Source organism: Wolbachia endosymbiont of Drosophila incompta (assembly GCF_001758565.1).
Lineage (GTDB): Bacteria > Pseudomonadota > Alphaproteobacteria > Rickettsiales > Anaplasmataceae > Wolbachia > Wolbachia pipientis.
Map to the genome: position 1 here is coordinate 1,013,553 of NZ_CP011148.1, position 18,767 is coordinate 1,032,319.

Annotated in this window: 17 protein-coding genes, 2 other RNA genes and 4 pseudogenes; 13 read left to right on the forward strand and 10 right to left on the reverse strand. The window is 33.5% G+C overall.

What is annotated here, in order from left to right:
- The first annotated feature begins 257 nt into the window (after window positions 1–257).
- A complete protein-coding gene (locus tag WG67_RS04535; RefSeq protein WP_070357062.1) occupies window positions 258–1,220 on the forward strand; it encodes a J domain-containing protein in 963 nt (320 codons plus the stop codon).
- On the opposite strand, the pseudogene WG67_RS04540 reads toward WG67_RS04535, so the two are convergent.
- Together WG67_RS04540 and WG67_RS04545 are read right to left on the reverse strand one after the other, a co-directional pair.
- Window positions 1,188–2,478, reverse strand: a pseudogene (locus WG67_RS04540) (bifunctional folylpolyglutamate synthase/dihydrofolate synthase). The gene WG67_RS04535 and the pseudogene WG67_RS04540 overlap by 33 nt on opposite strands.
- A complete protein-coding gene (locus WG67_RS04545; RefSeq protein ID WP_010963011.1) occupies window positions 2,475–3,065 on the reverse strand; it encodes an MlaC/ttg2D family ABC transporter substrate-binding protein in 591 nt (196 codons plus the stop codon). The pseudogene WG67_RS04540 and the gene WG67_RS04545 overlap by 4 nt, the downstream one beginning before the upstream one ends.
- 116 nt (window positions 3,066–3,181) lie before the next feature.
- Between WG67_RS04545 and ssrS the strand changes: the two genes are divergently transcribed.
- The 3 genes from ssrS (at window position 3,182) to WG67_RS04560 (ending at window position 4,582) form a co-directional block, all read left to right on the forward strand.
- Window positions 3,182–3,342, forward strand: a non-coding RNA gene (gene ssrS, locus WG67_RS04550) — 6S RNA.
- 19 nt (window positions 3,343–3,361) lie between these two features.
- Window positions 3,362–3,823 (forward strand): type II toxin-antitoxin system RatA family toxin, encoded by a 462-nt coding sequence (locus WG67_RS04555; RefSeq protein WP_010963012.1) that lies wholly within the window; start codon window positions 3,362–3,364, stop codon window positions 3,821–3,823.
- Window positions 3,824–3,877: 54 nt separating this feature from the next.
- Window positions 3,878–4,582, forward strand: coding sequence for a DsbA family protein (locus WG67_RS04560; protein ID WP_038199341.1), 705 nt, complete (start codon window positions 3,878–3,880; stop codon window positions 4,580–4,582).
- Window positions 4,583–4,611: 29 nt separating this feature from the next.
- On the opposite strand, the gene WG67_RS04565 is transcribed toward WG67_RS04560, so the two are convergent.
- On the reverse strand, window positions 4,612–4,890 hold the full coding sequence (locus tag WG67_RS04565; RefSeq protein WP_006279425.1) for a DUF2671 domain-containing protein: 279 nt from the start codon (window positions 4,888–4,890) through the stop codon (window positions 4,612–4,614).
- Window positions 4,891–5,140: 250 nt separating this feature from the next.
- On the opposite strand from WG67_RS04565, the pseudogene WG67_RS04570 reads away from it, so the two are divergent.
- A pseudogene (locus WG67_RS04570) lies at window positions 5,141–5,788 on the forward strand (O-methyltransferase).
- Window position 5,789: 1 nt separating this feature from the next.
- On the opposite strand, the gene WG67_RS04575 reads toward WG67_RS04570, so the two are convergent.
- On the reverse strand, window positions 5,790–6,443 hold the full coding sequence (locus WG67_RS04575; RefSeq protein WP_010081992.1) for a glutathione S-transferase family protein: 654 nt from the start codon (window positions 6,441–6,443) through the stop codon (window positions 5,790–5,792).
- Window positions 6,444–6,550: 107 nt separating this feature from the next.
- Window positions 6,551–6,667 (reverse strand): annotated as a pseudogene (locus tag WG67_RS07860) (WPE palindromic element domain-containing protein); the annotation flags it as partial.
- A 232-nt stretch (window positions 6,668–6,899) separates the two neighbouring features.
- On the opposite strand from WG67_RS07860, the gene ffs reads away from it, so the two are divergent.
- The 7 genes from ffs to dnaN all read left to right on the forward strand — a co-directional run bounded on the left by ffs (window position 6,900) and on the right by dnaN (window position 13,238).
- Window positions 6,900–6,999, forward strand: an RNA gene (ffs, locus tag WG67_RS04585) — signal recognition particle sRNA small type.
- A gap of 15 nt (window positions 7,000–7,014) precedes the next feature.
- Window positions 7,015–8,616, forward strand: a complete 1,602-nt coding sequence (gene dnaX, locus WG67_RS04590; RefSeq protein WP_010963016.1) for a DNA polymerase III subunit gamma/tau — start codon at window positions 7,015–7,017, stop codon at window positions 8,614–8,616.
- A 3-nt stretch (window positions 8,617–8,619) separates the two neighbouring features.
- Window positions 8,620–8,952, forward strand: coding sequence for a YbaB/EbfC family nucleoid-associated protein (locus WG67_RS04595; protein WP_010963017.1), 333 nt, complete (start codon window positions 8,620–8,622; stop codon window positions 8,950–8,952).
- A gap of 589 nt (window positions 8,953–9,541) precedes the next feature.
- On the forward strand, window positions 9,542–10,255 hold the full coding sequence (locus WG67_RS04600) for a P44/Msp2 family outer membrane protein (RefSeq protein WP_070356967.1): 714 nt from the start codon (window positions 9,542–9,544) through the stop codon (window positions 10,253–10,255).
- 318 nt (window positions 10,256–10,573) lie between these two features.
- Window positions 10,574–11,467 carry an RNA polymerase factor sigma-32 gene (locus tag WG67_RS04605; RefSeq protein WP_010963019.1) on the forward strand — a complete coding sequence of 298 codons (894 nt, stop codon included), beginning with the start codon at window positions 10,574–10,576 and terminating at the stop codon, window positions 11,465–11,467.
- Window positions 11,460–11,957 carry an invasion associated locus B family protein gene (locus tag WG67_RS04610; RefSeq protein ID WP_006279310.1) on the forward strand — a complete coding sequence of 166 codons (498 nt, stop codon included), beginning with the start codon at window positions 11,460–11,462 and terminating at the stop codon, window positions 11,955–11,957. Before WG67_RS04605 ends, WG67_RS04610 begins: the two co-directional genes overlap by 8 nt.
- Window positions 11,958–12,080: 123 nt before the next feature.
- Entirely contained in the window at window positions 12,081–13,238 is a 1,158-nt protein-coding gene (gene dnaN / locus WG67_RS04615; RefSeq protein ID WP_038199350.1) for a DNA polymerase III subunit beta, read from the forward strand.
- A gap of 79 nt (window positions 13,239–13,317) precedes the next feature.
- Here the strand turns inward: dnaN and truA are convergent, their stop codons facing one another.
- From truA to WG67_RS04640, 5 genes and pseudogenes are all read right to left on the reverse strand, one after another.
- Window positions 13,318–14,055 carry a tRNA pseudouridine(38-40) synthase TruA gene (gene truA, locus WG67_RS04620; protein WP_010963021.1) on the reverse strand — a complete coding sequence of 246 codons (738 nt, stop codon included), beginning with the start codon at window positions 14,053–14,055 and terminating at the stop codon, window positions 13,318–13,320.
- Window positions 14,056–14,126: 71 nt separating this feature from the next.
- Window positions 14,127–14,249 (reverse strand): annotated as a pseudogene (locus WG67_RS04625) (IS630 transposase-related protein); the annotation flags it as partial.
- A gap of 283 nt (window positions 14,250–14,532) precedes the next feature.
- Window positions 14,533–15,291 carry a cytochrome c1 gene (locus tag WG67_RS04630; RefSeq protein ID WP_010963022.1) on the reverse strand — a complete coding sequence of 253 codons (759 nt, stop codon included), beginning with the start codon at window positions 15,289–15,291 and terminating at the stop codon, window positions 14,533–14,535.
- Window positions 15,292–15,638: 347 nt separating this feature from the next.
- The gene (locus WG67_RS04635; RefSeq protein ID WP_006280242.1) at window positions 15,639–16,868 is read right to left on the reverse strand and encodes a cytochrome b; all 1,230 of its coding nucleotides are present in this window, start codon (window positions 16,866–16,868) and stop codon (window positions 15,639–15,641) included.
- A gap of 104 nt (window positions 16,869–16,972) precedes the next feature.
- The gene (locus WG67_RS04640) at window positions 16,973–17,143 is read right to left on the reverse strand and encodes a J domain-containing protein (protein ID WP_010082675.1); all 171 of its coding nucleotides are present in this window, start codon (window positions 17,141–17,143) and stop codon (window positions 16,973–16,975) included.
- 68 nt (window positions 17,144–17,211) lie between these two features.
- Here WG67_RS04640 and WG67_RS04645 point away from each other — a divergent pair, with 68 nt between their 5' ends.
- Window positions 17,212–18,741 (forward strand): N-acetylmuramoyl-L-alanine amidase, encoded by a 1,530-nt coding sequence (locus WG67_RS04645; protein ID WP_223823148.1) that lies wholly within the window; start codon window positions 17,212–17,214, stop codon window positions 18,739–18,741.
- Window positions 18,742–18,767: the final 26 nt, after the last annotated feature.

Here is an 18,767-nt window from a genome sequence, read left to right on the forward strand (position 1 = left end):
TGTTGGAGCACTGTCGTACACTAAGCGCTGTAATGACAATTTTAGTCGCTTCATACACTTATCATGCTAGTCATAACAGAAATAATTTTTACCAAAGATATTTATGAAATAATTGACATAGTTTGGAAATATGTATATTATAGAACATTAATAGTTAGTTAATTTGTAGGTGTAATGTGGCTAGAAATGTTTTGAATGAAAATGAGTACCACGCTTTAAAGCAGTTGTTTTTAACATTTAATATTCAAAAGGAGGATGTGGTAAATTCTGACATTAAGAATATTAAGAAAAAGCTTAGTCAACAATACCGTAAATTATCGTTAAAATATCACTCAGATAAAAACCCAAACAATAAAGAAGCGGAGGAGAAATTTAAGGTTATTGAATTAAATAAGCCATTTTTTGAAGAATTTATAATAGAGCCATTGGAGAAAGGTCTCAATAAAAGAAATAATTTAATAAAAGAATTACGCGGTAAGTTGTGGAGTCGCAGTTATGAAGAATTGCAAAAATACTTAGATGATAAGTGCAGAAATAAACTCTATAATAAGCAGCAGTCAATTAACAATAATGTAACTGCTTATGTAAAATATTCTTCTTATTCAAATCTCTTAGGAGTTCTTTTAGTATCCTTCACATCAATTGCATTTTTAATAATTAATGGTATTTCTTCTAATGTACCAATAGCAGTAGATTTTCTTGCTCCCTTGTTAGCAGGATCTATTTTAAATCTAGCTGTTAAGAGCATTTATACTAGAAATGGGAAAGAGTTTAATCATCAGACTAATATTTTATTATTGTTTAACTTTGACCAAGAATGCGAAAATTTTTCAAAGAGTGATAGGACTAAATTAAAGTGGCTAAAAAATTCAGTTATTTTGAGCAACACAATCTGTACATCTTTAATGTTTTTCGGTATGGGATTAGATTTAGTTGCCAACGGCTTTGGTATAACTAACTCTATGATGTTATCCGGCTTATTACTTTCATTACCATTCACGCTTTTAATTGTTACTTCACCTATTTTAAATGCTGCAAGTAATTATATTCTCAAAAAGACAGCTATAAATTCAATTGAGGAGCAATTTAAAGGTGATGATCAGTTTATAGAAGTCGATAACGAAAAGCCAAGCAGTACTATGAGCAATCAAAGTTATTTCCCCATCGATCAGTTAATATCATCAAAGTTAGCTATTCTCCATAGCGAAGTCTCTAGCTAGGAACAATGAGCCACAGATTAGTATGGTTTTGACGTTTTGGGTAGAGGCTTTTAATATGTGATTTGATATTGCATCGCCAATTGATTCACATTCAACTGCTTTTATTCCTATGTTATTGGCTTTTTCCCTAATCAAATTTGTATTTGTTGCTTTAGGTTCAGACTTAACACAAACCGCACATAGTAGCTTGATATATGGCTTTAAGTGCTCTAAGAACTCTTCCACATTTCTGTTACTAGTAACACCAAAAACCATATAAATACCTTCAGCAAAATTATCTTTTACCCACTGAGATAGTACTCTAGCACCATCATTATTGTGTGCACCATCTAAAAATAATTGCCAATCTTTCGGTAGTAGGAAAATTAAATTACCTTCTTTTATAGACTCTAGCCGTGCAGGCCAATAAGTGCACTGTAAACCTGAAGTGATATCCTCTTCTCCAATATCAAATTCATACTTTCCACTTAAAATACTACATGCTGCAATAGCATTGCCTGCATTAATCACCTGATGATCACCCTTTAAAGATGGCAAAGGAAATTCTATTGATTGAATAGCTGATTGAAAAACCATTTTGTTGTTCTTTTTTTTGCAATTCCATTCAAGACCTCCTCTATACAAGGGAGATTTCTTATTTATTGCGTGGTGTTCTAGCGTGTTCACTATAGATTTTTCTTGCGGTGCTATTACGCAAGGAACATTAGGTTTCATTATTCCAGCCTTTTCACCTGCTATAATTTCTACAGTAGGGCCAAGATATTCCGTATGATCAAGTGCAATGGAAGTAATTATTGTTAAAATCGGATTATCTATAACATTTGTTGCATCAAGCCTTCCACCCATACCCACTTCAACTAAAGTTATATCGGCTTTATGACGAGAAAAAGCTAAAAAAGCTGCAATAGTTGCAGCTTCAAACAGAGTGATAGGTTGTTCTGCAATTACTGCACGACATTCTTCTAATAAGCTATATAATTCATTATCGTCGATATAGCTGCCGGCTATCACTATCCTCTCATTAAAACTCACTAAATGTGGAGAAGTGTATGCTTGTGACGTTATACCCTGCTGCTTGCATTATATATCTTATAAATGCTAGTGTTGAGCCTTTCCCATTAGTTCCAGCTATATGAATTACGGGAGGCACTTTTTTCTCGGGGTTATCTAGTTTGCTAAGAAAGCCTTTTATGCGATCAAGAGAAAAATCATTCGGCCTGCTACCAAGTGGCTTAGGCCAATGAGGCATATATATCATGGATTGTTATTGCATTTTAATTCAGCTATAACGCTTGCTATGCCATGCGTGTCGATTTTTTCACTAAATTGATAACGTTGATTAATAGCAATACTTATTCCACTCATTACAACATCACTTATCAAGAAAGAACTGTTATTTTTAGTAACTTTAAAATCAATATTTGTAAATTCTTCATCACCGTAAGAAAATCTTGTACCAATTAAGCAAGTTTCATCGTCAACTGCTTTTGTACTCATTATGATCATTTCACTATCATGCATGTATTTATATAAAATTTTAACGCACAAACGCGTAAGATACACTTCATACTCTCTTAAAAAATCTTCTTTTTCTTTTTGTTTAACTAAAGCCCAATGTTTTCCTATGACGAATTGCGATATTCCTTTGAGGTTAACATTGTTTTGAATGACCTCCTGAAGCTTTTTTTGCACACATTCCCGGTTTTTTTTATTCTCCTTTGTAGATATACCATCCACTTGTTGCTTCATAGTATGCACAAAAATTTTGTGATCTGTACAATTAGTGTAAGCACTTGAAGAAATTACAATAAAAACAATGATAGTTAAAACTTTAGTAATGTTCATAAGATATATTTATTAGCTATGATACTTAGAATGCAAAGTTTAATAAAGATTAAATAATAATCGCTAGCTTTAATATATCTATAGACACACCTTGTATAAATCATCTACAATTAATTAAGGGTCTGTTCTATGCGTTATGAGTTAAGTTAAATTTCCCGAGAGATAATTTCTAGTCAAGGGAATTGCCTCTGTTAATTTCGTTGAAATTGATACGCGATGCCCACCTTAACTTTAGTCTCAGGAATCTACTAAGGCTGACGGTAGATACGGATCCTATTTTGATTGGTTTAACATTTATGCTTCATCAATACAAAGAACAGGGTGTTTTCCTATGTTTGCCTAATGAAGTATTCCAAATTGTAATTGATGTTGAAAGGTATCCTGATTTTGTTCCTTGGTGCAAAGCCGTTTATATAAAAGAAAAAATTAACAACCAAATGGTTGTGGATCTCCTCGCAGCTTTTCATGGAATTAAAGGTAGATATACATCAGAAGTTACTTCTCTTTCTCCAAGTGGAACAAATGAAGGTTGGATAAAAGCTGTATCATCAAATGGAATATTTAAACATCTATACAATGAATGGCAATTCATTCCCATAGATGAAAATAAAACTATGGTAAAGTTTTATATAGAGTTTAAGTTTAAGTCCAACTCATTTTCCACTTTATTAAACTCAGTATATAAGTATACACAAAGTAAAATAATTGCTGCATTTAAAGATAGGGCTGAAAGCCTTGCTAAACAAAAGTTATCTTGACATTATTAATATAAATGTATAATTTTTTTTAGTAAGTTAAGTGTTTATATTGTAATGATTTTTAGACTATTGTTTTTATTAATTTTCATAAGTGTTAATTCTTATGCAGTTGTTAAGCAAGATTTATCCGATAACCAATACATTCAAAAAAAACCCAATGAAATAACATCAAATGAGCTATTATCGCCATTACCTAATGATAAATTATTAGGAGATCCAAAAGCACCAATTCTAATGATAGAATATGCTTCATTAACTTGTTATCACTGCTCTCTTTTTCATAGGAATGTTTTTCCTAAAATTAAAGAGAAATATATAGACACAGGTAAGATGTTATATATATTTCGTCATTTTCCTTTGGATTACAGAGGGCTAAAGGCTGCAATGCTAAGTCATTGCTACGAAAAACAAGAAGACTACTTTAATTTTAACAAAGCTGTTTTTAACTCAATAGATTCGTGGAATTACTACAATTTAAGTGATTTGACTTTACTACAAAGAATTGCTGCACTAAGCAACTTAAAGCAAGATGCATTTAACCAATGCATTAATGATAAGAAAATAATGGATAAAATCGTAAATGATAAATCACTGGCAATTAATAAACTTGGTATCACAGCCACTCCAATATTTTTCATCAAGCTTAACGATGATAAATCATATATAGAGCATAATAAAGTTAAACATGGAGGGTATAAAGAGCTGAAATATTTCACTAATGTGATAGATAAATTATATGGAAAAGCTATAGTGAAGTAATACCACTGTAGCTTACCATATAAAAGACTCTATGCTGAGTCATTGTTTTTCACTACTGTTTGTTGTTTTTTACGCTCAAACTCTCTTTTTTTACTGTGCCAAGTGTAGTAATACATAGCGATTTTATTCTCTATTAATACTATTGTCCCATCATAAAACTGAACCATATCCATAACTTTTCTCTGAGCTTCATCAAAACGTTCTTTATACTTTTCACGATAAGCTGGATTATGTAGTAACATAACCCCTTCATTCTTGTTAGATTTTTTGTTTAACGTTTCAACTTCACCAGCAATAGTATAAGACATATAACCCCCTCTAATTGATTATAAAAATTATATTTTAAAAAGAGAAATGCGCATAAACAATCCCCTTAATTCTAGCATAATAATCGACTGTTTATTATACTAGTTAACTATAGTACGATATATAATAATTTTTGTCACTTAAAATTTTATACTATGAAATAATAACTTAAAATAAATGTTTTTATTATTTTAAACTATATTATTATATTTATAAATTGTGTATGAATTAAGTCTCCCTAATTTATAATATATGCGTAATAATTTTAGTATAAAATTGTCATACATAAGAAATCTATTTGCAAAAGAATATAAAAAAATAGAAGAATATTGTATTCTTGAAAAAAAGCAACATATTCAAATTGGCCCTGAAGAAGGAAAGCTATTAAGTTTATTTATAAAAATCCAAAAAATCAAAAGTATTGTTGAGATTGGCACGTTATACGGTTACTCGTCGATTTGCATGGCAAAAGCTCTACTAAAAGACGGTCATATATATACAATAGAAAATAATCCTCAACACTCAAGAATAGCAAAAAAAAATTTTAGTGCTTTTAATCTAAGTGATTAAATTACTCTAATAGAAGGCGATGCACTGGAAAAAATTAATGAATTATCAGCAAAAGCACCATTTGACATGATATTTATTGATGCTGACAAAAGTAGTTATCCTAAGTATTTAGATTGGGCAGAGTCATACATTAAACAAGATGGGCTAATCGTTGCAGATAACACTCTACTGTTTAACACAGTATTTTTAGAATCGCCTCCAAAAGAAGTATCAGAAAAATCATGGCATGCCATGAGGGAGTTTAATAATAGATTATCAGATGAAAAAAAATATTTCTCTATATTGATTCCAACTGATGAAGGAATGACTGTAGCTTTAAAGCTAACATAAGTTAAAAATCAAGGTCAGCATAATGTTTAGGAGGGATTAAACCAGAAATCCTCTCTAATAATATCTCACGAAAACAAGGCTTTGATTTAACAATGGAGTACCATTCTTTTAAAATTTTACTTTTTTCCCATGGAAAACTACTTACATAATCCATTACGGAAATATGCGATGCTAAAGTAATATCAGCTAAAGTGAACTTATCAGTTGCAAGCCAAACGTTCTTGTTAATTAAGTGTTCGGTGTATTCCATATGGCAAGGCAGGTTATGCTGAGCTGCATGAAGAAATCTAGAGTCAGGGCTGCGGTTAGTAATTACTTTTTCATTCATAATATACTTAGTAACTTCATTGTAAAATTTGTTATCGAACCAATTGATTAGAGCGCGTATTTTAGACTTAATAATAGTGGATGAACCAAGTAATTTGACGTCGCTATTGTAAGTCTCTTCTATATATTCACAAATGGCATTACTATCCGCTATTACAAAGTTATTATCTATTAACACTGGTACTTGCCCGGTTGGATTGATCTCCATAAATTCATTCCGCTTTTCCCACGGATTTTCATACACTAGATCACAGCCTAATTTTTTTTCTTTTAGAAAAGCTCTAACTTTTCGTGAAAATGGACAAAGAGGAAAATGATATAAAATCATAATGTTCCTCTTTTGTTATACCAATATCCTTTTTTTGTTACTCTATGGCTTGACCTACAACTGTACGAACTTTCTTTGTAGTCCACAGAAGTTTGCGTAGCAGGTAGTGTCATGCAAGTAGCTGACACTGGAATCCAGTTCTTGTTATACAATTGCCTAGTGCGCTCATTTACAGTTAAGTTTTCTGGATCCAAGTAGTCAAGCACTGGGATGACATCCTTTTCGGTAAAAATTGCTCTTATATCACAACATTCATACAGCTGTATGCCTAGGCACTGGGATGACATAAATAAGCGCTGAAATGACATAAATAAACATTGGAGTGACAATCTTGTAGTGACTTGCATGACAACTAACTTTTTGTTTACTTCAAAATAGCACTGTAAAAAATTTAACATATCAAATTATAGAGCTAATATAGGATATACCTTGCTAAATAAAAAAAAAAGTATAATATTTTATAAGGTATGCAGGCAAAAACTCTGTAATTTGGTCAGATCAGAAATGAAGCAGCCATATCAGAACCTTTTTGGGTTGCATACCTATTTCATTATTTGTTTTATCCGAGGCTATGAATATAGCATTAAAACATCGTCCTAGTAGCTTCAAAGATCTAGTAGGTCAAGATATATTAGTGCGTGTATTAGAAAATGCTTTTATTTTAAACAAAATCCCACAATCTATACTGCTCTCTGGTAGTAGTGGAGTTGGTAAAACCACCACTGCAAGGATAATAGCTTTATGTTTGAATTGTTCCCTGGGGCCAATTTTTGAACCTTGCGGATCATGTGAAAATTGTCTAGCAATAAAAAATTCAAGCCATCCAGATGTAATTGAAATCGATGCAGCAAGTCACACTAGCATTGACGATATTAAAGTAATCCTGGGAGATATTTGCTATTCACCTATAAGCTCTAAATTCAAAGTCTACATTATAGATGAAGTACACATGCTATCTAGCAGTGCATTTAACGCATTACTTAAAACCCTAGAAGAGCCACCATCTAGTGTAAAGTTCATTTTAGCAACTACGGAAATAAAAAAGATACCAATAACTATTATTGCACGTTGTCAAAGATTTGATTTACACAACATTCCTGTAGCTAAAATAGTGGAACGTTTAAATGATGTTGCACAAAAAGAGAGTTATTCCATTGAAAAGGGAGCATTAGAATTAATTGCACGACACTCTGGAAATTCAATGCGTAACGCCTTGTTTTTGATGAATCAAGCAGTGCTATATAGCAAAGATGGTGCAATATCCACTAAAAATGTGACAGACATACTTGGCCTAGTGGATAAAGATATTATATTCGATCTATTAGGGGCAATATTAGAAGGTGATTTACAGAAAGCTCTATCAGTGTTTGACAAGGCGGTAAAAACAGCAAACCCACTTAGTATTTTTGAAGGTCTATTGCAAACAATTCAGTTAGTATGCCGTTTTTTGATTACAAAAGAGATTGATAATGCAGTTACAGAGCATGAAAAGAATAGGATAAAAGATTTAAGTATAAAGAGATCTTTAATATTTTTTTCGAGATTGTGGAAGATGTTGCTTAAAGGTATTCAAGATATAAAAACTTCAACATGCAACGATGTTGCTGCTGAAATGATGTTAATTAGCCTCTGTTATCTTTCTGATCTGCCTTCTCCGGAACAGGTGATCAAAAAAGTTCTTTCGCAGAATGTAGAGCAAGGAAATAGACAGGGCAGACCTGTTGCACCTTCCCCCTCTGTCATCCAAGTAGCTGACTACTCGGATCCAAAAAAATATGTGGAAAGTAAACAACAACCCCACTCTGTCATCCCAGTGCGTGACACTGGGATCCATGTGGAAAATAAACAACAAAATTACGATTTTGATAAGATTTTGCAACTATTAAGGCGAAGTAACCAAATTTATCTTTACAAACAACTGTGTAATAATCTACAATTAATAGATTGTAAACCTGGATATTTAAAATTAAAAGCTGTATCTAAGTTGGATAGTAATTTTTGCAATGATTTAAAAAATTACTTAAACCAGGTGACTCAGCAAGAGTGGGTTGTTGCAGTTGATACAGGTTATATAAACAGGGAAGTGAGTAATTTAAATTATGCACCTGCAGTTAAGGATATCCTTGACACGTTTAAAGGTGCAAAAGTAGTTAATATAGAAAATAAGGAGTAAGTTGTGGATTTTAGTCAAATAATGAAACAAGCGCAAGAGATGCAAAAAAAGCTTGCAGAAGCTCAAGAAAAATATGTTGGAAAAGAGTTTCAAGGTATTTCTGGTGGTGGCAAAGTTTCTGTATTAGTGGAAGTCATAAAAATAGGTAGCTATAAAGCTAAAAAGGTGAACATAGACTTAGAACTTATGAGAAATGAGGAAAAAGATATAGTAGAGGATTTAGTAACAGCAGCGTTTAATGATGCCGTTAAAAAAGCAGAAGAAGATATGGCGAATGCAACTTCTGATCTTGCAGGTATGATGGGTTTACCATCTGGGTTTAAACTTCCTTTTTGAATTTACTACTGAAGTTTCTTTTAGTGTAAGTATTTTTTTTCTAATATTCCCAACGCTAGTACTTCTTCATATAATGTACCTATACTAGCATAGCCCTACGTCATACCGTGATTCATTCCACAACTGTACAAACATTGCAATATGGCACATAGTAAACGATGTCATTCCAGTCTGGAATCCAGCCTTGCCGTAATCTCATCAAGAACATTGTGTTTTAACATAAAACGGCTACTTTTATGCTTACCAACTTAATAAAATTCCTGGATCCCAGACTGGGATGACAAGAAGATGGTACTTGGATAAGAGGCATTGCCCTCCTGGTAGGCCCAAATTGCAATGTTCGTACAGTTGTGGATTTCTCATCCGCTAACAAGCAGCGGAATGACGAGGTCTTTCGATAGTAAATCTTACCTGTGTTAGCTATACCAAAAAATCAAAAGTCGTATTTATTCATTAATAAAATCTTTGTCTTCTCCTAAAAATTAGTTAAAATGTAGAATATTTTGTGTTATTAAGTTAGCACTTGACTTAACTTTAGTTGTTACTTAGACTGCTAAAGTGGAATTTTAATTTTTTTACGAGGACAATTATGCATTATAAAAAGTTTTTTTCAGCAGCCGCTTTAGCAACGTTGCTAAGTTTATCAAGCTCTGCTTTTTCAGATCCTGTTGGTCCAATAAGTGATGAAGAAACTAGCTACTACGTTCGTTTGCAATACAACGGTGAATTTTTACCTCTTTTCACAAAAGTTGATGGTATTACCTATAAGAAAGACAAGAGTGATTACAGTCCATTAAAACCATCTTTTATAGCTGGTGGTGGTGCATTTGGTTACAAAATGGACGACATCAGGGTTGATGTTGAAGGAGTTTATTCATACCTAAACAAAAATGATGTTAAAGATGTAACATTTGACCCAGCAAATACTATTGCAGACAGTGTAACAGCAATTTCAGGATTAGTGAACGTGTATTACGATATAGCAATTGAAGATATGCCTATCACTCCATACATTGGTGTTGGTGTTGGTGCAGCGTATATTAGCACTCCTTTGGAACCCGCTGTGAATGATCAAAAAAGTAAATTTGGTTTTGCTGGTCAAGTAAAAGCTGGTGTTAGTTATGATGTAACTCCAGAAGTCAAACTTTATGCTGGAGCTCGTTATTTCGGTTCTTATGGTGCTAATTTTGATGGAAAAAAAACAGATCCTAAAGATTCAACCAGACAGGTTACTGATGCAGGCGCATACAAAGTTCTTTACAGCACTGTTGGTGCAGAAGCTGGAGTAGCGTTTAATTTCTAGTCTATCTCAGTCTTGTTATCCCAGTGAGTTTTTTCTTGCCATCTAAGTGGCATGACACTGGGATCTAGAAAAAAGAAATGTGGATTCCAGTGTCAAGGCACTGGAATAACACTATTTGCTATGTGTTTAAGCTATAACGTTTACCATTGTACTGGTAGAATATCATCTAAGGTTACATAATGTTATCCAATTAGCTAACACTGCGGCCTACTGTCTCCAAGAAATTAGATGGAAAATTTGTACTTTTTTCAAATCAAAGCTTGAATTTTTGCTGGAAAATCAATATATTATATGCATGAAGTTTTGATTTAAGTTGTTATGTTGACCTCAATGGCAAACTTATGTGTCGATAGCAGAACCAATCTCATGCAATATATTGCTAGGGTGCAAAAATTTCCTATGCTGTCTCAAGAGGAAGAGGTACGATTAGCAAAAAATTGGAACCAATATAAGGATGTTTCTTCTGCTCATAAATTGATTACCAGCCATTTGAATTTGGTAGTGAAAATTGCAATGAAATTCAAAAATTATGGGCTATTGTTGATGGACCTGGTTATGGAAGGAAATATGGGTTTAATGCACGCAGTGAAAAAGTTTAATCCTGATTTAGGGTTTCGTTTTTCAACTTATGCAGTGTGGTGGATTGAAGCTTCAATAAAAGACTTTATATTGAAATCTTGGTCGTTTGTGAAAATAGGCACAACGCAAGCACAAAGAAGATTGTTTTTTAGTTTACGTAAAATAAAAAAAAGAATTTTACAGTATACAAACAGGGAAACTTTAAATAATGAAGAAATAAAAGCAATATCTAATGAGCTTTCTGTATCCGAAGGAGACGTTCTGCAGATGAATTACCGTATGGCTTGTAAGGATCAGTCGCTAAACGATTGCATAAAAATAGGTGATGACTCTAAAAGGGAGTTGCAAGATATGATCCCATGTAACTTGGTCAGTCAAGAAGTAACCTATCAGAATCATGAAGAAAAAGAATTAAAAGAAACAATTTTAAACAATGCACTAGCGAGTCTCAACGAAAGGGCAAGAGACATTTTTATCAGTAGATATTTGTCTGAAAACATTCAAACTCTGGATGAACTTAGTAAAAAATATTGTGTTTCAAGAGAAAGAATAAGGCAGTTGGCTGAGCAGGCGATGGCTAAGGTAAAACAATATATACAATCTGAAAGTTTGAAATTTGGTTTGCATGCGTAGTTTTTTTATATTTCTAATATTTTTTTCGATAGGCGCTTTTGCATCGGTTAGTGATGTACAATTGAAGGAAAAATATAAAGATTGGCTCGTGTATACTGCATTGGAAGATGGAGAGAAAGTATGTTATATTGTATCCTATCCTAAAAAAAAAAGCGAATATTATACAACCAATCGCAAGCCGTATGTAATGGTTAGTTATGTTGATAAAAAAGCAGATGAGGTAAGCGTTACCTCTGGTTTTCAGTATGATAAGGAGCCTGTAGCTCTCAATATCGACAAAAAAATTAAATATACACTGCCCATAATACAGGGAAGTTTTGCGTGGGCAGAGCATACAAAAATAGATCAAGATCTCATTCTAAAAATGAAGCAGGGATTATCAATGGTAGTTAATGGAAAAACAAAAACAGTGACCATTGATGATACTTATTCCCTACTTGGTTTTCAAAAAGCGTATCAAAAAATGCATGATTTATGCCATACAAAGTAAATTATTGTAACAGAATACCCAGCTATAGTATAAACTAGACTACTCTTTCAATGGAAATATAAATAGCACTTTACTTTATATGGGATGTGGATATCATTTAAAATATATTTTTGAGAGTTAGCAATGTCAGAGGTTGCAGGTGTAGATACAGAAATCAAAAAGCAAAATTCTGTGTGCGAGCAGATGCGTTTTAGCGTGAGCCGCACAAGTCTTTTAAATACATTATCCAGAGTAAGTGGAGTGGTTGAAAGGCGTAATGCAATAGATGTTTTGGCGTGTATAAATATCAAAGCACAACACGGCAGCATAAAATTAATGGCAACTGATCTTGACATTTCAATGTTTGCCTCACTTGCTGCAACCGTATTAACAGAAGGAGAAGTAAAAATTTCAGCGCATACTTTACATGACATAGTGAAGAAGTTACCCGCTGATTTGGATGTCAATTTTGAAGTAAACAACCAAGGAAAATTATTGATGTCTTGCGGAAATGCAAACTTTTCTTTACCGAATGTAGTTTCAAGCAGCTTTCCTGCTCTTGAAGAAGACAATTATAAACATGATTTTACTCTACTAAATACAGACCTGATAGACTTATTAACTAAAACAAAATTTGCTGTATCACTAGATGATACAAGGTATAATTTAAATGGAATATATCTACATACAGATGAGCAATTTCTGTACTGCGTTGCAACTGATGGCCATCGTTTATCATGTATAAAGAGGCCAAAGCCTGGGAACATCAATGGCGAATTTGGTGTGATCATTCCACGTAAAACTGTCATGGAGCTGTTAAAAATATTGGACGATTGTAATGAAATTAAAGTAAAACTCTCAGACAGAAAAATCAAGTTTACATGCGGTGAATATATTCTAATATCAAAATTAATAGATGGAACTTTTCCAAATTATAAAGCAGTTATTCCAGCATCTCAAGATAAGCATATGATTATTGAAAGTAAAAAACTTTCAGACGTTATAGATCGAGTTTCCGTTGTTGTATCTGATAAAGTAAAATCTATTAAATTCTCACTACAAGAAAAGCTGCTAACTCTGCATTCAAACTCCCAAGAGTGCAGTGATGCAACTGAATCCATAGAAGTGGACTACAATGAAGCCCCTATAGAAATAGGGTTCAACTCGCGTTATTTACTTGATGTTCTATCCTGCATAAAAAATAAATGTAAGTTTAGCTTAGCCGATGGTAATAGTGCTACAATTATCACTGATGAAGACGATTCAAGTGCATTATATGTAGTAATGCCAATGAGAACTTAAACTCGTCATCTCGCTGCTTGTTAGCGGAATCTGGAGATACCGTGGCGGTATGGCACTTATTTCACTAGCTTTTATTAAATTAGTAATCTATCTTTACCAAATATAAGCCAAAAGGTGGTGCAGTAACTCCAGCGGCACTTCTTTTGCATTGGTTTAATATATTTAGCATTTCTTGCGGATTGGTTCTATTTTTTCCAAATTCAACTAAAGTACCCACAATAATCCTCACTTGGTTATGTAAAAAGGAAATAGCAGATATTTTGATGTGTATATGATTCCCATTTTGTATTATATCGATATCATCAATTGTTCTTATCGGATTTGCGGCTTGACAATCTTTTGAACGGAAACTTGAAAGGTCATGTTTTCCAAGTAGATGTTTAGCAGCTTCACGCATAATATTTACATCAAGTGGGCTAAACACTTGCCATACATAACCCGTCTCCAGAGCGGCAGGAGCATAGCGATTAACTATTCTATATTCGTAATATCTTTTTTTTGCTGAAAACCGTGCGTGAAAAGCATCATCTACAACTTCTGCATTAAGCACGACTATAGGAATTGATTTTAAATGATAGTTTATTGCATTCCTTATTCTATAAAGCTCAAATTCCTTTTCCATATCAAAATGAGCAACTTGTCCTAAAGCATGAACTCCTGCATCAGTCCTGCCACCACAGTACAAAGTAACTTTCTCACCACTAAAATTAAATATAGCATTTTCTATCTTCTCCTGGATTGAGTTAGCAGAGTGTTGCTGTTTTTGCCAACCAGAGAAATTACTACCATTATATTCTACCGTTATTTTGTATCGCACTGCATTACATCAAGCTCTATCTAAAATAGTCATTTTCTATCTTAACATAATTTATGGTCAAGCCTACAGTGCTGCCACTCCCATAAAGTAGTTCGTCCAATCTTAAATCTTGCTGCCACTGCTTCTCTGCTTTCTCCTTCGTCTAGCGCCTCCATTGCTTTTTTTCTTAAATCATAACTATATGCTGCTGGCATTCAACCTCCTTATCATTATCTATCCTTATGACANNNACTAGTTTCCGGACAACCTCTAAATCGTGAAAAAGAACTGCTCATTAAGTGCTGTTTGCTTAATAAATTTACTGACATTGGTATGGCTAAATTCGAAATGGCTACATGAATTTATCGTAAATTATTACCGTATAAGGTACGATGCGACAAAGCCATCCCAGTGTCAGCTACTCGGATGACACCGTCATAAAGGAACCAGTGTTAGCTACTTGGATGACAACCATTGTGCTTGAGGCAAAATTGACTATCACTTCTTTTTATAGAGCTTGCTCCAAACTTTGTTGTTAGTTAATACAAAAAACACTGTTAAAATTATAAAATACGCCACTACTTTTAATCCAAGTTTATGCCGGCGCTCTAATTCTGGCTCTGCTGCCCATTGTAAAAAATTTATCACATCATACGCCATATTTTCAACTGTGGCTTGCCTTGCACCATCATATTCCACCATTCCTTCAGAAAGTGGTGGCGCCATAGCTAATCTGCCTGTTGGAAAATACGAATTAAAATATAAATCATTTTCATCGTGTTCGCCGTTTTGATAGCCTGTTAACAATGAATAGACATAATTTGCACCATCATGCCTTGCTTTAATAATTAATGATAAGTCTGGTGGGACTGCACCATTGTTGCTTGCTGCAGCTGCTTCTTTTGTATCAAAAGGCGCAATAAAATAATCCGAAGGTACTCCAGGTCTGTCAAACATTTCACCCAAATCATTCGGACCATCTTTAACTTGATAAGAAGCTGCTATTTGTTTTACATCTTCTTCAGAAAAACCGACATCTTGCAAATTACGAAATGCTACCCTATTCATTGAATGACAAGCAGCACAGACTTCTTTATACACTTTATAGCCACGCTGAATTGACTCTCTATCGAAAGATCCGACAATTCCATCAAATTTCCAGTCTATTTTCTTATTTGGTGATGATTTAAATTCTTCTGCAGATATAAGACTAGATAGAAATAACATGCAGAAGATTGCAAATACATTAGATCCCATGCATAACCACTGTTTTAGTAAATTTCGAATTGATGTCATGCAAGTAGCTGACACTGGAATCCAGCTTATTTCATCACTGACATTATGGTTATCATGCACTCCTAGAATCTGTTGTCCATTGCATGATTTGTAAGTATTTTTATACCTGGATCCCAGTGTCAAGCACTGGGATGACAACGGAAGATAGTGGAATGACACTGTGTGTTGTATACAACGTTCATACAATTGTGTACATGATGCTGGAATCCATTTATTTTTTTTCTGGATCCCAGTGTCAAGCACTGGGATGACAAAAGAGGGCTCTGGGATGAAAGAGAATTTTGTAAGAGATCTGCTTTGAATTGACATCACCTCATCTCCGGCACAGAATCACTTAAGGTTTTTGGTGGTTCTTTTGGCTTTTCATACTTACTAAGCAGTGGTAAAACTATCACAAAGTATGCAAAGTAATAAAGAGTAGATAGCCTACTCATAGTGATGTAAGGCTCTTTTACCTCTTGTCCTCCAAGCCAGGCAAGAAGTACAAAATTTATTGCAAAAACCCAAAAAAATTTCTTAAACACCGGGCGATAAGCACCACTTTTAACTTTTGATTTATCAAGCCAAGGTAACAAAAACCACACTAAAATAGACGCAAACATGGTAAGCACACCAGTAAGTTTATCTGGAATTGAACGTAGCATTGCATAAAAAGGTAAAAAATACCACTCTGGCACTATATGTACCGGAGTGACCATAGAATCAGCTTCTATATAATTGTCTGGATGCCCAAGATAATTGGGAGCATAGAAAACAAATGCGAACAAAACTACAAAAAACAGACCAAAAGTTATGCAATCCTTGACTATATAATAAGGATAGAGAGGGATGGTATCCTTATCTGATTTTACCTCCACTCCACTTGGGTTACCAGAGCCAAACCTATGCAGAGCTATCACATGAAGCATAGCTAAAGCAATAATAACAAAAGGCAGAAGATAATGCAGAGCGAAAAAACGGTTAAGTGTTGGGTTATCCACTGAAAAACCACCCCATAACCATATAACTATTTTATTGCCAATTAAAGGTATAGCAGAAAATAAGTTGGTTATAACTGTTGCACCCCAGAAACTCATTTGTCCCCAAGGCAATACATATCCCATAAAGGCAGTTGCCATCATTGCAAAAAATATAAATATTCCAATAAACCATACCATCTCTCTCGGTCTTTTATAAGATCCGTAATATAATCCACGCATTATATGAACATAGACTACCATAAAGAAGAGCGATGCTCCAACAGCGTGAGTGTAGCGTATTAACCACCCGTAATTCACATCTCGCATTATGCGCTCTACACTATTAAACGCATAATCAACATGCGGAGTGTAGTGCATAGCAAGAAATATCCCTGTTATTATTTGTAAAATCAGCGCTATACCAGCCAAAGAGCCAAAGTTCCAAGCATAATTTAAGTTTTTTGGCACTTGGTAAGAAGCAGTGTGTCTTAGAAAAGAAAATATAGGCAATCTATATTCTATCCATCCTAATATGCCTTTTTCTTCTTTTATTGTTTCTTTTTTGTTATCTTCCTGCATAACTTAAACCTTTCTGAACACATGTCCATTGCTACTTTTATCTTATTTTTTTATTGTAGCAACTTATCCTTTACGCACAAATAAAAACTTTAAAGCAATATTAATTACCTCTTCAGCAACCTGTCACGTGCTGCGTTTAATTTTTGTGCAAAATATTCCGAGCCTCCTTTATCTGGGTGAACTAATTTCATTAAATTTTGATATGCTTTATTGATTTCATTTTGGTTCGCTCCAGAATCTATTCCTAGCACTTTAAATGCTCCATCTCTGAACATGTTACTACTACCAGACTAGTATGATTTTGTCTTGTAAATTTATTCAACAACCCTATTCTAACTATATAATGAAAAATTATCTACAAAGTGTTTATGAAGATGGTATGAAAATCCAACTATCTAAAGTCAACAAATATTTATTAGTTTTACTGATTACTGTCTCAGCATTTCTCATATCTGGGCAAGTATCCAGTTCAAGCAATATCGAGAATGATTTTCAAGATTTACAAGAAAAATTACCATTATTGAAAGATCAGGATTTGTTATTTTTAGATCCAGCTTCAGCTTTAAATTATGGTGATAGGGCAGGTAAAAAAGTGTTAATGGTTATAGTTCACCATACTGAAACATCAACACTAAAAGGTACAAAAGATACGCTGAATGCTAGAGGATTGTCAGTTCATTTTATTGTCGATAGGGATGGCAGCATCACCTTAATGGTTCCATTAGAGAAAGAAGCATGGCATGCTGGTATTAGTTATGCAAGAGTTAAGGTAGATAGTAAGCTTGAAGAGTTACGGAAGCTTAACAACTATTCTGTAGGTATTGAAATTGTAAACACAGGACTTGAGCCTTTTCCGGAAGAGCAAATGAGATCTGTTAAAGAGCTGATTTTATACCTTATGGAGCGTTTTAAAATTAAAAGGGATATGATATTTAGTCATTCTGAAATAGGAACTATAGTGTATGATCCAGAGCTTGGCTATACAATGCGTAAACCAGATCCACACAAATTGTTTGATTGGGAGTTATTAGAGAAAAATGAAATTGGATTGCACATAAGTGACAGAATAAACCCTAAAGATGCTAAACACAAAATGGGCAAAACATTGTATAAAGCAGGTGATAGAAATGAAGGTATTTTGAAATTAAAACAAAGGCTGAACAGATTTTTCTATAAGATAGAACCTTGGAATGATAAGAAAGGTAATGTAATTTTTCCTGATAATAATGCTGATTACTCAGATGAGTTTGATGAGAATTTTGTATGGGTTATTTATCAGTTTTCAATACATAATTTACCAAGAGAAATTAGAAAAGATCTACCTCTTAAACTAGAACAAGCAGATATATTTCCTGAATTCTTTAGTGAATATAGTCATGGCATTTCTTCTAGTTATCTAACCTTTAGTGAAAAAATTAAATCGACTCTACAACCATGTTTAAGCAAAGTAGATTATGAGAATTTATTATCTTCTCTTGCACAATATGAGAATAACATTTCTCCTGATGCATCTACCACTTTAATGTACAAAATTAAGTTATACTATGATTCTTATTTAAGATATCGCATATGGTCTTCACTCTATAAACCATTTAAGCTTAATGTATTGGAAGAGTTAGAGATTTTAAAGAGTGGAGTGTTATCTTTAAAATCACTAGATAGCTCTAAAGCTGCAGAAGTTTCCAGTTTAATTGATAGCTTTAAAGTAGATATTTCTTTAGAATTTCAGGGTTTTGAAAAACAGTGGTTTCAGGAGTTTAAGAATGCTTGGAGACAAGAATTTATACCTTCCCTGGAAGAACAGATAACATGGACTGCACTACATGAAGCAATATTGGAGTATTTAGAAAAAGCAAAGGAAGAAATTCGTTAAACGAAAACTTTTTTTAAGATCACTTT